The sequence below is a fragment of the Pseudoalteromonas sp. CO325X genome (assembly GCF_004208955.1).
In the GTDB taxonomy this organism is placed as follows: domain Bacteria; phylum Pseudomonadota; class Gammaproteobacteria; order Enterobacterales; family Alteromonadaceae; genus Pseudoalteromonas; species Pseudoalteromonas ruthenica.
Genome location: NZ_SGPG01000020.1, coordinates 62,231 through 76,899 on the forward strand (window position 1 = coordinate 62,231; position 14,669 = coordinate 76,899).

Below are 14,669 nucleotides of genomic sequence, written 5' to 3' on the forward strand. Positions count from 1 at the left end.
GTATACATTGAGATGACTATGATAAAAACTTTAAAATATTCACTACTACTACTTTGCCTACCTGTTGCCGCTTGGGCAGCTGACTTTAAAGCGGGCGAGCACTATCAAGTACTTGAAGCTGAAGCGTCTGAAGCTGATAAAGTAACCGAATTTTTCTCTTTCTACTGCCCTCATTGCTTCAAGCTTGAGCCTATTGTTGGGGCACTTGAAGAGTCACTGCCTGAAGGCGTGCCTTTAGTTAAGAGCCATGTAAACTTCTTACGTATTGATAAAGATGCGCAAAACCGCTTAACTCGGGCTTACCTCGTTGCCAAAGAAGAAGGTAAAGATGCCGAAGTAGCGCAGGCGATTTTCGATAGCATTCACCGTCAACGCGAGCCATTACAAACGCAAGAGTCTGTGGAAGCGTTGCTCGCAGAGCAAGGCATTGATGCCCAACGTTTCGCTATGCTTGCTGCGAGCGAACCTGTTGTAAATGGTGAGAAAGAAGCCGTGGATGACCAAACAACTTACTCAAAACTAGGTGCTTTGACCGGTGTGCCAACACTCATCGTTAACGATAAGTACAAAGTACATGTGCATAAAGTGGCATCGCAACAAGAGCTAAACGAGCTCGTAAACTATTTATTAGAAAAATAATCGGAGTACTCGATGAAGAAGTTCATTGCTTTAGCCATGATGGCATTAGCGCTGCCTATCAGTGCAATTGCGGCACAGTTTGAAGAAGGCACGCACTATGAAGTGGTTTCGGACAGAGCTAGCCGTAAGCCGGAAGTGAAAGAGTTTTTCTCTTTCTATTGCCCCGCATGTAACGCGTACGAAGGCTTGCTTATGGATGTAAAACCAAAGCTCAGCAAAGATGTTGATTTTAAGAAAAGCCACGTTAACTTCATGGGCGGCCGCAGCACCGAGAATCAAGATATGCTGTCACAAGCACTCGCGACTGCTGAAGTGCTGCCGCAAAAAGATAAGCTGATTGCAGCCATCTTCAGTCATATCCACACCAAGCGCGCTAAGTTTAACGAAGTCGCTGATGTGAAAGATATTTTTGTTGCCAACGGCGTAGATGGCGACAAGTTTGACAAGCTATTCAAAGGCTTTGCTATTCGCACTAAAGCCTCGAAGATGCAGCGCGATCAAGAATACTTTAAAGAAAAAGGGGCCCTACGCGGTGTTCCTACCTTTATTGTTAATGGTAAATATCGCCTACTATTAGGTCGTGAGTCAGGTGTTACCGATCCTGAAGATATTGCCGCACTGATTAACTTTCTTGCGAAAAAATAAGTTAAGAAAGACATAAAAAAACCGCATTTAATGATGCGGTTTTTTTTATTCTGCAAACAATGTCAGTTACTTGCGAGTGAGGAACACACCGGATTCAATATGATGGGTGTAAGGGAACTGATCAAAAATCGCGAATCGCGTTACCTTATGAGTACTTGCTAGCCTATCTAAGTCGCGCTCTAAGGTATCTGGGTTACAGGAGATGTAGACAATATTGTCATACTCACTCACCAACTTGCAGGTTAGCTCATCCATACCAGCACGCGGCGGATCAACCAAGATGGTCTGGCAGTTATACTCTTGTAAGTCGATGTCTTTTAAGCGGCTAAAGCTGCGTTCTTGACGCATAGCTTGGGTAAATTCCTCGCTACTCATACGAATAATATCGAGGTTAGTCACCTTATTAGCAGCGATGTTGTATTGTGCCGATTTAACCGATGACTTCGAAATTTCTGTGGCCAATACGCGATTGAAAGACCCTGCTAAGGCGACAGAGAAGTTACCATTACCGCAATAAAGCTCGAGCAAATCATTATTCAAGGGGGCGCACACATCTTGAGCCCAGCCCAGCATTAGCTCGTTCACCTTGGCATTGGGTTGGGTAAAGCTGTTTTCTACTTGCTGATAAACGTACTGCTGGCCATTTACCTGCAAGCGCTCAATAACATAGTCATTCCCTAACACTTCTTTTTGTTTGCGAGCACGGCCAATGAGTTCAACATTAAAGCGTTTTTGTAATCTTGCTTGTAATTCCTTGGCACCAGCTAGCCATTGCTCGTTGAGTGGCTTGTGGTAAAGCAGGCTCACCAATGCCTCACCGCTTAGCGTCGTGAGGTAATCGATTTGAAACAGTTTACGGCGCATCAACTCATCATCTTTGAGCTCGTTGATAAGTGCGCTCATAAGGTCATTGATTAGCGGCGCACCCGGGTCAAAGTGATCAACGCGGATCTTCTCTTTGCTCACGGGGTCAAACATAATGTGGTAGAGCTCGTCCTGATCATGCCATACTCTAAACTCAGCACGTTGACGGTAATGCTTCGGCGGCGAAGCAAACACTTCAAGCTGTTGCACACCAAAGCGCGAAAACTGTGTCGTGATTCGTTGTTGTTTTTCTGTTAGCTGCGCGTCATAGGTGCTGGTATCGATATCAATTACTGGCATGCAAACCTCTCGTTATTAAGTGCGCCGCTATTGTAGGCAGTTGCCACGGTTTGTCCAGTATCGGTCATTATAAAGTGCACAAAATTTCTACAGTTTCTGTGCGTGCTGCCGATAATAGCGGTAGTAGTATATTAATTGACTCATGAATGTGTGCTGCCAAGGCTTGGCAACCACTGCAGAGGAGGGCCTTAGCTCATGAAAATTAGCGATTTAAATCATATCTTTAACCAAAGCAATCGTTCTGGTTTAAAAAATAAAGGTGATGCGCCGGCACAGCCCGCGATTAACTCTCCGAGGTTTGATAGTTACTCATCGGGTTATGGCCAAGTGGGTGCCAAGGTATTGAATGATAAATTGGCGCAAGCGTTAGGGCTCGAACAACCAAAACAGCAAAGCAAGCCGTTATTTGACTTCGAAGAGGTTGTGAAAAATGTGCTGCAGTTTGTCACAGGTGCGGTGAAAAAAGCCAAAGCTGATGGCGCCAATGACGACAAGTTACAAGAAATGCTGGCGCAAGCGCGCGAAGGCGTGCAAACCGGTATTGATGATGCCTACGGTGAGCTTGAAGATGCTGGGCTACTCAATGACGAAATTAAAACCGGCATTGAGCAGTCACAAAAAGGTATTGAGGAAGGGCTCAATGAGTTTGAGCAATCGCTTTTTGGCGAACAAAGTATTGGTAATGGTGTAGCGGTAAGCCAAGCCCAGTATATGCAGCTACAAAATAATGCCGAGTATCGCTTTACTACCGCTGAAGGCGATGAAGTGATCGTTAGTTTAGCGCAAAACTACCAAGCTGGTGCGGCAGCCAGTTTATTTGCCCCCGGCGAAAAGCAAGGGGCTGGCTATGCATCTGAACAGTTTGAGAAGCAGGAATTAAACTTCACGTTATCGGTTAATGGCGAATTAAATGAAGATGAGCAGCAAGCTGTAAATGATTTCATGGCACAACTGCAAGGCGTAAGTGAAGACTTCTTTAGCGGCCAATATGATGAGGCGTTCAATAAAGCCAGTGAGTTGCAGCTAGATAACCCAGAGCTAGTCGCCTTCTCTATGGATCTGACACAAACTAAAACTCGTGCTGCAATAAGAGAGTATGAGCGCACGGCTCCAGGTAAGGAGGTTGCCAAAGAGCTGCAACCTTTCAATGAGTCGCTGAAAGAGGCATACAAGCAGGCCGGTGACTTAGGGCTGCAAAATGAACTATCGGGGTTGATGCTTTGGCTCAATCAAGATAAAGAGCAAGAGAAAGTGCAGGAGTTTATTGACTACAGCAAAGCGATGTTCTCGCAGCTGGAGCAGCTGTTAAAGGACTCACCATCGACCCCCAGCGATGACAGCGAGTAATAAACAAAAAGCACCATTCGGTGCTTTTTTAATGCCTTGGTTACATTCAGTTCATAGTACTTTAATATGGTGCTCAGCAGCTATTCAGCAAACCTGTGTTTAAATTTGAAGTACAAAGTGGGGCTAAGCTTTTGTTTTTGCTTCACTGCGGTCTACACTTTGGGTGTGGAAATGAACAGTTGGCTTGGACCACGACGTAGAGCACATCGATTAATGTGGCTACGATAAGAGCAAGAAATGCCAGCTAATAAAGTTAATAACAATCGAATGAGCTCAGATTTATGAAGCAGTATTCGCCGCTTTTTCAATCTGGTGTGTGACGCACAACTGCTAAGCGCGTGCTCGATAATCGTTAACATGGGATGGATACAATGAAAATCAAATCACTCTCTGCAGCTATTGTACTGGCTTTCGCAACTCAAGGCGTTATGGCTGACGAACAAACAAACCCGCAAGAAGGCCTCCATATTGGTGTTTTTGGGGATTATTTCTGGGCCGATTGGGATCGTATTGATGGTGCGCCTGTAGGCACTGAAATTGGCGAATCTTTTGGCTCAGGTGTTGAAGTGGGTTATCGCTTTAACGAATATTGGACTGCACGCCTAGAGTTCGCTGCACTTGAGCTTGATATTGAAAATACCGACAATCATAAAACCGGCGAGCGTTATGGTGCTGACGTACTATACCACTTTAACGATACCGTTTATGGTGTGTTGGGTGCTAAGAAGTTTGATGTTTATAACGACTTCAATGCGGCAAATCTAGGTGTGGGTTTTCGCCATCACCTAACTTATAACTGGGCTGCCTATGGTGAAGCAAATTACTACGAAGGCTTGAACCAAAATCACTCAGACTTCGGCCTTAAACTCGGTCTTAGCTATCACTTTGGTGATAAGCCGCAGCCGAAAAAAGTAGAGCCGGCGCCAGAGCCTGTTGTTGCTCCAGTAGTTAAAGAAGAGCCGAAAGACAGCGATAAAGATGGCGTTATTGACGCGCGAGATAATTGCGCAAATACACCTATGACCGATGCGGTGGATGAGAACGGTTGTACTCGTTACATGGAAAAAGGCGATAAAGTGAGCTTGTTAGTGCGCTTCCCGCATGATAACTCAGACGTAAACCAGCGTTACTTTGATGATATTCAAGAAGTGGCTGACTTTATGAAAGAGTATCCAAAAACCACTGTGCTGTTGGAAGGTCACGCTTCTGCAGTGGGTGATGCCGCTTATAACAAAACGCTCTCTAAAAAGCGTGCCGATCACGTAGCGAACCAGCTTATCGACGACGGCATTGCCGAGTCGCGCATCAATACGGTGGGCTTCGGTGAAGAGCGCTTGTTAAACGATGCAAACACTGCACAAGCACATGCGCAAAACCGTCGCGTTGAAGCACATATCTCTGTAACTGAACGCGTAAAAGTAAATCGCAACTAAGTATCAACTGATGAGAAAGCCCAGCGCGATGCTGGGCTTTTTTGTTGCAAATAATTATTACTCAATATTCACCACTTTATATCTTCTCTTAATTGATATTCATCAAATTTATAGTGACTATTTCCTTACTGGGCAATGGCAGCAATTTTCTTCTATCTTTAAAGCCTTTATAATTGTATTTGTGTCAAAATTTTATAAATAGCACGTAAGCGCTTTGGCGATACGCGCTGTTTTCACGTCACCAAGAGGGCAAAATTGTGCTTCAAGAATATCGTAAACATGTTGAAGAGCGTGCAGCCCAAGGTATTGTGCCTGCACCACTAGATGCTCAGCAAACAGCTGACTTAATCGAACTTATTAAAAACCCACCAGCCGGTGAAGAAGAATTCATTTTAGACTTACTTGTAAACCGTGTACCACCTGGTGTGGATGACGCGGCTTACGTAAAAGCAGGTTTCCTTGCTGCAGTTGCTAAAGGCGAAACGCAAACGCCACTTATTGATAAAGAAAAAGCAGCAGAGCTACTAGGCACTATGCTTGGCGGTTACAATATTGCGCCAATGGTAGACCTTCTTGATGACGACGCTTTAGCACCGATTGCTGTAAAGGGCTTGTCACACACTTTACTTATGTTCGACGCGTTTTATGACGTGGAAGAAAAAGCCAAAGCAGGTAATAAGTACGCGCAGCAAGTTATCGAATCATGGGCAAATGCTGAGTGGTTTGAGAAAAAGCCAGCAGTACCAGAGAAAATCTCTGTTACCGTGTTCAAGGTAACCGGTGAGACTAACACCGATGACCTTTCTCCAGCCCCTGATGCGTGGTCACGTCCTGACATTCCATTGCATGCTTTGGCAATGCTGAAAAATGAGCGTGATGGCATTAACCCTGATAAAAACGGTGAAGTAGGTCCTATTTCACAGCTAGAAGAGCTAAAAACAAAAGGCTTACCACTTGCCTATGTAGGTGATGTTGTAGGTACTGGTTCTTCACGTAAATCAGCGACTAACTCAGTACTTTGGTTTATGGGTGAAGACATTCCACACGTACCGAATAAGCGTGTTGGCGGTGTTTGTCTTGGCGGTAAAATTGCCCCTATTTTCTTCAACACCATGGAAGATTCTGGCGCGCTACCAATCGAGTTAAATGTTGATGACATGAATATGGGCGATCAAATTGATATCTACCCATATGAAGGTGTGGTGAAGCGTCACGGCACCGATGAGGTGATCAGCACTTTCGAACTTAAATCTGACGTGATTCTTGACGAAGTGCGTGCTGGCGGTCGTATCCCTCTGATTGTGGGTCGTGGCCTTACCGATAAAGCGCGTGCCTCCTTGGGTATGGAACCGGAAGATATTTTCCGTAAGCCAAAGATCATTACCGACTCAGGTAAGGGCTTCACGCTAGCGCAGAAGATGGTTGGTCGCGCTTGTAACATGCCAGGTGTTCGCCCAGGCCAATACTGCGAGCCTAAGATGACTACCGTGGGTTCACAAGACACCACCGGTCCAATGACTCGTGATGAGCTTAAAGACTTAGCTTGCCTTGGTTTCTCTGCTGATTTAACCATGCAGTCTTTCTGCCACACTTCAGCCTACCCGAAACCAATCGATGTGAAAACGCACCACACGCTGCCTGATTTCATCATGAACCGTGGCGGTGTATCACTGCGCCCAGGCGATGGTGTTATTCACTCTTGGCTTAACCGTATGCTACTTCCAGATACAGTAGGTACGGGTGGTGACTCACACACCCGTTTCCCTCTAGGTATTTCATTCCCAGCAGGTTCTGGTGCGGTTGCGTTTGCAGCGGCGACCGGGGTTATGCCTCTGGATATGCCTGAGTCTGTATTGGTGCGCTTTAAAGGTGAAATGCAGCCAGGTATCACGCTTCGTGACCTAGTCCATGCTATTCCTTATTACGGCATCAAAGAAGGTCTGCTTACCGTTGAGAAGAAAGGTAAGATCAACGAATTCTCTGGCCGCATTCTTGAAATTGAAGGTGTTGAGCACCTTACTGTTGAGCAAGCATTCGAGCTCTCTGATGCATCAGCGGAGCGTAGTGCCGCCGGTTGTACCGTCAAGCTGAGCCGAGAATCAATCGCTGAATACCTAGAGTCAAACATTGTCATGTTGAAGTGGATGATCTCTGAAGGTTACGGCGATGTACGTACTATTGAGCGTCGTATTAAAGCGATGGAAGAATGGCTTGCCAACCCAGAGCTAATGGAAGCGGACAAAGACGCAGAGTACAAGCACGTGATTGAAATTGATCTTGCAGAGATCAAAGAGCCAATCTTGTGTGCGCCAAACGACCCAGATGATGCGCGTTTACTCTCTGATGTAACCGGTGAGAAAATCGACGAAGTATTCATCGGTTCATGTATGACTAACATCGGTCACTTCCGTGCCGCTGGTAAGCTTCTTGATAACTACGGCGGTCGTTTGCCAACTCAACTTTGGGTTGCGCCACCAACGAAGATGGACCGTGACCAGCTAACAGACGAAGGTTACTACGGTATCTTTGGCCGTGTCGGCGCTCGTATTGAAACACCAGGGTGTTCACTGTGTATGGGTAACCAAGCTCGTGTTGCTGATAAAGCGACTGTGGTGTCTACCTCAACGCGTAACTTCCCGAACCGTTTAGGTACTGGTGCTAATGTATTCTTGGCTTCTGCTGAGCTTGCAGCGGTTGCAGCGATTTTGGGTAAACTACCTACGCCTCAGGAATACCAAGAGTATGCCGAGAAGATCAATGCGACAGCGGCTGATACGTATCGTTACTTGAACTTCCATAAAATGCCTCAGTACACCAAAAAAGCGGATGAGGTCATCATCCAGCAAGCGGTGTAATGCAGCGTTAAATAAAAAAGCCCACGCAAGTGGGCTTTTTTATGCTCAAAACAAAGTTGATTAGGTGTTTATTTTTTCACTATATAAAAATGTTGGATTATTTACCTGTTATATTTCTATGTATGCATTTTTGATGCAAAAACATATAAACTAACTGGGTAAATAAAATCAAACCACCACCGAAAATAGCTTAAGATCCCCGCAAATTTGCATAAAAGGCAGGATCTTTATGACAACGTTAAATAATCAGAACCTTCTCCAGCTTCGTTTTATCGACCAAGCTCATATCGACGCAGTAAAGCCTTCGTTTGATAATCTTCCCGACAACCCGTATGCCGATGGTGCATTTCGTAAGCGTCGCTACTCAGTGGTTAAAATGCAGCAAGGCGAGCTTACGCTACAGCCAACTAAAGCCTTTGTTCAGGACGACTCCATCAATAACTTCCAAGGCAATATTGAGCGTACCTACGAGAATCTAGAACAGTCGCTGTTGGCCAGTGCAGGCATGAAGCGCATTGTGGAAGAGTTTCGCACCATGACCGGCATCAGTGATGACCGTGATATTGAAATTCATCAGTTCCGCATGTTGGCGATTGAAAGTGATACGCCGCCGGCACCTGAAGGCGTGCATCAAGACGGCTTTGACCATGTCTGTGTATGTGGCGTATCGCACGAAAACCTAGAAGGCGGAGAGCTGCTGGTGTATGAGCATAAAGAAGCGAAACCGTGTTTTAAAATGGAGATCAAAGACGGCATGTTTGCGCTGATTGACGATCGCCAAGTTTGGCACAACGCCACGCCGATGAATAAAATTGATGATAGCAAGCCAGGTTACTTGGATTGCTTCGTGCTGACAGCTTAAGGGACAGCCATGAACTTAACCGAATTACGCCAGCAGTTTCCGGCGTTAATGCAGCAGGTGGATGGTCAATCTCCGACCTTTTTTGATGGTCCAGGTGGGGCGCAGGTTCCGCAGTCTGTTTTAGACGCGATGAGCAGTTACCTTGGCCACTACAATGCTAATTTGGGCGGCGCGTTTTTCTCCAGTGACAAAACCGTGGCGGTGATGAGTGCCGCGCGTCAAGCAGTGGCTGATTTACTTAATAGCCCAAGCCCTGAGCAAATTGTCTTTGGCGCCAACATGACCAGCCTGACATTCAGTTTCAGCCGCGCTTTGGCAAGAGACTGGCAAGCGAGCGATGAGATCATTGTCACCAATGCTGATCATTATTCAAATGTATCATCATGGGTGCAGGCTGCTGAAGACAAGGGGGCGCGAGTGCATGCGCTACGCGTCAACGAGCAGGATTGTACCTTGGATATGGCTCATTTCGAGCAGCTTCTTAATGGCAATACTAAGCTGGTGGCAGTGACCTATGCTTCCAATACCACAGGCTCTATCAATGATATTAAGCGCATTATTGAGCTTGCTCACCAGCACGGTGCGTTAGTCTATGTGGATGCCGTGCACTACGCACCACATGAGCTTATCGATGTACAAGCCTTAGACTGTGACTTCCTTGCTTGCTCAGCTTATAAGTTCTTTGGTCCGCACGTAGGCATCGTTTACGGTAAGCGCGCTCATTTGGAGCATTTTACTCCCTACAAAGTCGCGCCGGCGAAAGATGTGGTTCCGGGGCGTTGGGAAACGGGCACACAAAGCTTTGAAGGGTTGGCCGGTGTCACCGCCGCAATTGAATATATCGCCAGTTTAAGTGGTCTTGATGCCAGCACGCCACGTCGTCAGCGCTTGCAAGCTGCCTTTGCTAATAGTAAAGAGCATGAAATGGCGCTCAGTCGCCACTTCTTAACGCGTTTGGCGGAGTTTCCACAGATCACTCTGTATGGCATTAGCGATGTTGAACGAGTGCAACAGCGTACACCCACCTTTGCACTGACCATTGCCGGCTTCGAACCGCGCCAAGTTTCGGAGTTTTTAGGCCAGCACCACCTCTGTGTATGGGATGGTAACTTTTATGCGCAAGGCCTGTGTGAGCAGCTCGGCGTGATGGATAAAGGCGGAGTCGTGCGTATCGGTTGCATGCACTACAACAGCATCGCCGAAATAGACCGCTTATTCGAGCTCTTGGCAACGCTCATTAACAACGCGTAATCATGTTTATAAAAAGGCGGCGTAACAGCCGCCTTTTTTGTTAGCTACTAGGCTGTCCGTAAATTTGCTCGGCGCGGTTAAACAACACCCAAGAAGTGAGAATGTATTTGTCATTGGATATAGGCTTGTTGCCTCGGTGGGTGTGGGTGAAATAACCCGGAGCAACCACCATGGTGCCACGTTTGGGTGCTATTTTACGATTCTGATAATAAAACTCGGTTTCTCCCCCCTCGCTGACATCATTGAGATAAAACATAAACAGCAATACCCGATGCAGCGCTTCGTTGTGGCCTTGCTGGGGGTATACTTCGCTGTGCCAATAGGGGTAGCCGCCCTTATTCACTTCATACTTTTGCGCTTGAATATTCCCCAGACGAAACAGTTGCTGTAGTAAGGTGCCGATCTGCGGCTTTGCCACTTCATCAAAGTTTTCCACTGTAACATCAACTGGCTGTCCGGTTTTTGGGTGATAAACTTTAAGGCCAAAGGCGCCAATCATCATAAAAAAGTGTTCTTGCACGTAGTCCATCACGTGTCGCGCTGTTACCTGCTGGATATGTTGTAGCGCTTGAGCATACTCGGGATGGGCATTGAGGTATAAATCGCGGCTATCTTTTTTCGCTAAATCAATACCGCCAGAGGTACGCCCTGGCTGGGTATGCGGGCTTTGCTCAAAAAGGTCGATAAACTGACTACAAAACTCGTCACTAAGCGCGTTATCATAAACGCCAATAAAGTCTGACATGACTCAACCTTACCTTTTGGAATTATTATGCTTATTGAGAAGGTTCAGCCCCGTTTTAGCGAAACTGATGTCCTTGGACACATTAACAATACCGTACTCCCTGTATGGTTTGAAGCCGCCCGTACCCCTATTTTTAAAATCTTTACCCCCGATCTCAATCCCCACCAATGGCGGTTAATCGTCGCTAAAGTGGAAGTGACTTTTATGGGGGAGTTATTTTACGGCCAAGAGGTCGAGGTAAAAACCATGATAGAGCGTATCGGGTCAAGCTCCTTCGTCATTAAACAACAAGCTTGGCAGCATGGTGAATGTTGCGCCGAGGGAAAAACGGTGATGGTGCGCTACAATTTCAGTGATAAAACCTCTCAGCCCCTGAGCGATGAAGAGCGCACGGCGCTCAGTGAGTATTTATCAGACTGACTACGCAGGCCGACATAAAGGGCCGCAGAGGCGGCGGCTGATACGATGGCAATGGCCTCTTTATGGTTTTAGTTAGCGTGCCATTGCTTATGTTCCAGCGCTCGCCCCTGCGGTCGCCCCTGCAGTCGCCCCATTATTTAATCGATGGATTGTGGTTGCTGCTGAGGGGTGGTCGCGACCATGTAATTATAAGCATTGGCACTGTCCTGTTCGCGCCACCATGACAGTTGCAACTGCTTACTATGGCGCTGTACTAGCGCGCTGCTCTCTCGCAATTGTTGCCAATCAATGCTGCTCAATTGCGCCAACGCCAACGTGCCAAAGAGCAACAGGTAAGGAAGTGCTTGCTTGGTTGTTTTGGTCATTTTTCTTTTTGCTCCAATTGCTGCTCAATACGTGCTCTCAGCGCGCGTTCTAATGCTTTGTTATCAACCTCGATCACTAAGCCCTGCTCTAAACGGCGCTGCATCTTGCGCTCAAGTGTAGCCAGCGAGCGCTGCTGTTGTGTATGCGCTGGGTTTTCAATCACCACCGTGGCTGTATTAAGGCTCATGAGTACTTGAGCACCGCCGGCATGCGCCGAGCTCAACGTCAGCGCTAATAGGGGGACGGATAAACTGCTGGCTTTCATCACCGTGCTCCTTAGTTGCCTTGCTGCGCGGTAATGCGCTTGGCGACATCTTGGTTAATACGGCCAATAGACTCATGTAACTGCATATCAAGTTGTTGTTCTAATTTATTGTTTAATTGCGTCAAACTGGTGCTTGGCATAGTCGCCGTGGGCTGTGTATTTACTTGTGGCTCGCCAGCCTGTGCTGCTGTCGCCAGAAGAGTGCTCAATAGTAATACTGCTTGTAGTGGCTTGTTCATAATTTAATCCTCGTTATGGGTGTTGTTTGCAGAGCCGCTAGGCTGTGCCGTTTTGTTGTTATCCATATTAGGCCGAGGTTTTCGCCGTGTCGCTTATCTACATCTTACGGATTTTTCATAACTTCATATTATTTAAAATAAATGTTTAAAATCATAAAGATAACCTCAATTATTATATTTAAATATAACCTTTTATAAGGTTTTGATTCACTTTTTGTTCACCTGTGTTAGCATTGCGTTGGCTTTAATCAAGGGACTTTTTTCGAGTGCAGTACAGAGTTGGACCATGGACATTACTTGAGCAGCGAGGAGTGTTGCTTAGCGGGGATATTGAGCGAGAATTAGACCCGTTGCTGATTAAGCTGATCACTTTTTTTCTCCAACGGCCGCAGCAGATTGTTACCCGTGAACAATTAATTGAGCATGTTTGGCAGCAAGGCTATGTTGATAATAATGCCATAAATCGCGCCATTTCTGAGTTGCGGAAAAAGTTAAAACACCCTGACGATCCAGCCATTTTTATAAAAACCCACTATCGCCAAGGCTATAGTTTGGTCCGTGAAGTGGCGACATTGGATAACGCTGCCAGTGCAGCTACACCACAAACTGCGGCGCCAGAGCCGCTTGCGCACACTCAAGTTAACACCCACGAGGGCAAGCAGCCGATAACACCTACGCGCTCAAAGCCCAGTTATGCTTGGTGGAAGTATGTGGCTGCGGTGGTGTTTATCGCTGTGCTTGCTAGTGCCGCTTACACGCTGAACGGGTCTGAGTTCTTTGCATCGTCACAAACAACCGCTGTTATCGCTGAGCAAAAGCCAATGAGTCGCCACAAAGTGACCTGGAAAGTGGGCAGTGAATATGTGCCTCTTATCAACGATAGCGGACGCTTACTGGCTTACAGCAATGAAAAAGACGCATCAGGGAAAGAAGGCGCCTTTGTGCTCGATGTGATCACTCGGGACGAAGTCGCCATAACCTATAAAGATGCTGAAGTGGCCGCCCTGTCTTGGCAACATAATAGTGATACCTTGGTGATACGCGCCAGAAACGCGACTGATAGCAGTTGCCAATATTTAGCCATAGATTTCAACAACTTCCCTGAATTAGGCGAACCTGAGCCGCTCATGGAATGTGATCATCGTTTTGATTACAGTGGCCAATTAAGTAATGATGGTCGCTATTTCTATTTTATCCGTGGTGAGTTGTACTCGCATTATATTGGCCTATTTAGGTACGATGTATACTCGGGCACGACTTCTCAGCTGATTGCGCCTATGGCGGACAAGGTCGGTCCAGGGTCCTTGTCGTTATCTCCAGATGGAAAGCACATCGCCTATTTACAGCTGGATCTCGACTTTCAGGTAGAGGTTTATGTATACAGCTTGGACACCGGTGAAATAAAACGCATGAACTCACCGCCCGCTAGTTTTTACAGAAACTCGGCATTGGATTGGTATAACAATGAGACCTTACTCTATGGTGACGAAAAAGGGCGGCTATTATTTATAGACATTCACAGTGCTGAAATCGCCGAGGCCTATGCCTTACCTGATGATATCAAGATGTCAGATATCAGCTATTACGACAACTCGGTGTATTACTCACCGCTTAGTCGCATAACCTATCAAGTGGTCGCTTTGGAAAGTTTTACCGAGGCGGCTCAATATCAGCAGCTTTATGCCTCCGATAGCAGTGAATATGGGTTAGTCGCTCATAGTACTGGGCACTATTTTATTTCGCTACGCTCTGGCCGTCCTCAGGTATGGCACGCCCGAGATGGACAGGTGAAGCAGATATCATTTCTAGATCACCCAGACCATGCTCTTTTGGACAACTTAAGGGTATCGCCTAGTGGTGAAAACATCGTGCTGACAGAGCAGAAAAAACCTTTCTTACTCGATGTTGAAACCGCAAAGGCAACGGCTATTAGTGAGCTTACACACATTCCGATAATGGATTGGGCGTGGCATGAAAGTGGCCAATCGTTGTATGTGTTAAGCAAATCATCGTCACCACGGACTCTTTATCAGTTTGATTTTATCACTCGAGAGCTTAACAAGGTGCGCGAGACGGATGCCTTACAGCTAGTCACCGGTGCTAACGGCGAGGTCTTTTTGTTCAAAGATAAGACCTTAATATCATTAACGGATAATGCCCAGTACAGTGTGCCCTGTGAGCTATCAATGTCTTCTCATGTGCCTATCCATGTGCGCGATGGCTACGCCTATTCCATGGACTATACATACAACGTGTATCGTTGGGCTTTGACTGGAGAGCGGTGTGAGCAGGTGCAGCTGCCATTTGAGATACTAAGCGCGGTCCCCGATGCTGATGGGCGGATCATTATCACTCGCAAAATGAGTGAAGATAGCTCAATCAACCGCCTTATGTGGGAATAATAAGGCCTGAGTTTAAACGATTAAACTCAGGCCCGA

Annotated in this window: 14 protein-coding genes; 9 read left to right on the forward strand and 5 right to left on the reverse strand. The window is 46.5% G+C overall.

Features of this window, described 5'->3' with window-relative positions; translation table 11 throughout:
- The first annotated feature begins 18 nt into the window (after positions 1–18).
- Positions 19–639, forward strand: a complete 621-nt coding sequence (locus EXT46_RS10230) for a thiol:disulfide interchange protein DsbA/DsbL (protein ID WP_026110942.1) — start codon at positions 19–21, stop codon at positions 637–639.
- 12 nt (positions 640–651) lie between these two features.
- Positions 652–1,284 (forward strand): thiol:disulfide interchange protein DsbA/DsbL, encoded by a 633-nt coding sequence (locus EXT46_RS10235; RefSeq protein WP_130147092.1) that lies wholly within the window; start codon positions 652–654, stop codon positions 1,282–1,284.
- 66 nt (positions 1,285–1,350) lie between these two features.
- On the opposite strand, the gene trmA is transcribed toward EXT46_RS10235, so the two are convergent.
- Positions 1,351–2,448: a tRNA (uridine(54)-C5)-methyltransferase TrmA gene (trmA, locus tag EXT46_RS10240; RefSeq protein ID WP_130147094.1), complete on the reverse strand. Its 1,098-nt coding sequence runs from the start codon at positions 2,446–2,448 to the stop codon at positions 1,351–1,353.
- Positions 2,449–2,643: 195 nt separating this feature from the next.
- Between trmA and EXT46_RS10245 the strand changes: the two genes are divergently transcribed.
- From EXT46_RS10245 to EXT46_RS10265, 5 genes are all read left to right on the forward strand, one after another.
- Positions 2,644–3,795, forward strand: coding sequence for a DUF5610 domain-containing protein (locus tag EXT46_RS10245; RefSeq protein WP_130147096.1), 1,152 nt, complete (start codon positions 2,644–2,646; stop codon positions 3,793–3,795).
- A 371-nt stretch (positions 3,796–4,166) separates the two neighbouring features.
- The gene (locus tag EXT46_RS10250) at positions 4,167–5,228 is read left to right on the forward strand and encodes an OmpA family protein (protein WP_045979110.1); all 1,062 of its coding nucleotides are present in this window, start codon (positions 4,167–4,169) and stop codon (positions 5,226–5,228) included.
- A gap of 257 nt (positions 5,229–5,485) precedes the next feature.
- Positions 5,486–8,083: a bifunctional aconitate hydratase 2/2-methylisocitrate dehydratase gene (gene acnB / locus EXT46_RS10255; protein ID WP_130147098.1), complete on the forward strand. Its 2,598-nt coding sequence runs from the start codon at positions 5,486–5,488 to the stop codon at positions 8,081–8,083.
- Positions 8,084–8,312: 229 nt separating this feature from the next.
- A complete protein-coding gene (locus tag EXT46_RS10260; protein ID WP_022945502.1) occupies positions 8,313–8,945 on the forward strand; it encodes a 2OG-Fe dioxygenase family protein in 633 nt (210 codons plus the stop codon).
- A gap of 9 nt (positions 8,946–8,954) precedes the next feature.
- Entirely contained in the window at positions 8,955–10,196 is a 1,242-nt protein-coding gene (locus EXT46_RS10265) for a cysteine desulfurase-like protein (RefSeq protein WP_053909908.1), read from the forward strand.
- Positions 10,197–10,236: 40 nt separating this feature from the next.
- On the opposite strand, the gene EXT46_RS10270 is transcribed toward EXT46_RS10265, so the two are convergent.
- Positions 10,237–10,941 carry a 2OG-Fe(II) oxygenase gene (locus EXT46_RS10270; protein ID WP_053909907.1) on the reverse strand — a complete coding sequence of 235 codons (705 nt, stop codon included), beginning with the start codon at positions 10,939–10,941 and terminating at the stop codon, positions 10,237–10,239.
- 27 nt (positions 10,942–10,968) lie between these two features.
- On the opposite strand from EXT46_RS10270, the gene EXT46_RS10275 reads away from it, so the two are divergent.
- A complete protein-coding gene (locus EXT46_RS10275; RefSeq protein ID WP_053909906.1) occupies positions 10,969–11,361 on the forward strand; it encodes a thioesterase family protein in 393 nt (130 codons plus the stop codon).
- Between the two features lie 137 nt (positions 11,362–11,498).
- Here the strand turns inward: EXT46_RS10275 and EXT46_RS10280 are convergent, their stop codons facing one another.
- Genes EXT46_RS10280 through EXT46_RS10290 form a run of 3 tightly spaced genes read right to left on the reverse strand, consistent with a single transcriptional unit; the run spans position 11,499 to position 12,231 of the window.
- Positions 11,499–11,726 (reverse strand): hypothetical protein, encoded by a 228-nt coding sequence (locus EXT46_RS10280; RefSeq protein ID WP_053909905.1) that lies wholly within the window; start codon positions 11,724–11,726, stop codon positions 11,499–11,501.
- A complete protein-coding gene (locus EXT46_RS10285; protein WP_130147100.1) occupies positions 11,723–11,992 on the reverse strand; it encodes a hypothetical protein in 270 nt (89 codons plus the stop codon). Before EXT46_RS10285 ends, EXT46_RS10280 begins: the two co-directional genes overlap by 4 nt.
- 11 nt (positions 11,993–12,003) lie before the next feature.
- A complete protein-coding gene (locus tag EXT46_RS10290) occupies positions 12,004–12,231 on the reverse strand; it encodes a hypothetical protein (RefSeq protein ID WP_130147102.1) in 228 nt (75 codons plus the stop codon).
- 266 nt (positions 12,232–12,497) lie between these two features.
- Here EXT46_RS10290 and EXT46_RS10295 point away from each other — a divergent pair, with 266 nt between their 5' ends.
- Positions 12,498–14,633 carry a winged helix-turn-helix domain-containing protein gene (locus tag EXT46_RS10295; protein WP_130147104.1) on the forward strand — a complete coding sequence of 712 codons (2,136 nt, stop codon included), beginning with the start codon at positions 12,498–12,500 and terminating at the stop codon, positions 14,631–14,633.
- The last annotated feature ends 36 nt before the right edge of the window (positions 14,634–14,669 follow it).

Coding starts and splice junctions, on each gene's coding strand:
- EXT46_RS10230 (WP_026110942.1), top strand. CDS start 19: ATGATAAAAACTTTAAAATATTCACTACTACTACTTTGCCTACCTGTT.
- EXT46_RS10235 (WP_130147092.1), top strand. CDS start 652: ATGAAGAAGTTCATTGCTTTAGCCATGATGGCATTAGCGCTGCCTATC.
- trmA (WP_130147094.1), bottom strand. CDS start 2,448: ATGCCAGTAATTGATATCGATACCAGCACCTATGACGCGCAGCTAACA.
- EXT46_RS10245 (WP_130147096.1), top strand. CDS start 2,644: ATGAAAATTAGCGATTTAAATCATATCTTTAACCAAAGCAATCGTTCT.
- EXT46_RS10250 (WP_045979110.1), top strand. CDS start 4,167: ATGAAAATCAAATCACTCTCTGCAGCTATTGTACTGGCTTTCGCAACT.
- EXT46_RS10260 (WP_022945502.1), top strand. CDS start 8,313: ATGACAACGTTAAATAATCAGAACCTTCTCCAGCTTCGTTTTATCGAC.
- EXT46_RS10265 (WP_053909908.1), top strand. CDS start 8,955: ATGAACTTAACCGAATTACGCCAGCAGTTTCCGGCGTTAATGCAGCAG.
- EXT46_RS10270 (WP_053909907.1), bottom strand. CDS start 10,941: ATGTCAGACTTTATTGGCGTTTATGATAACGCGCTTAGTGACGAGTTT.
- EXT46_RS10275 (WP_053909906.1), top strand. CDS start 10,969: ATGCTTATTGAGAAGGTTCAGCCCCGTTTTAGCGAAACTGATGTCCTT.
- EXT46_RS10280 (WP_053909905.1), bottom strand. CDS start 11,726: ATGACCAAAACAACCAAGCAAGCACTTCCTTACCTGTTGCTCTTTGGC.
- EXT46_RS10285 (WP_130147100.1), bottom strand. CDS start 11,992: ATGAAAGCCAGCAGTTTATCCGTCCCCCTATTAGCGCTGACGTTGAGC.
- EXT46_RS10290 (WP_130147102.1), bottom strand. CDS start 12,231: ATGAACAAGCCACTACAAGCAGTATTACTATTGAGCACTCTTCTGGCG.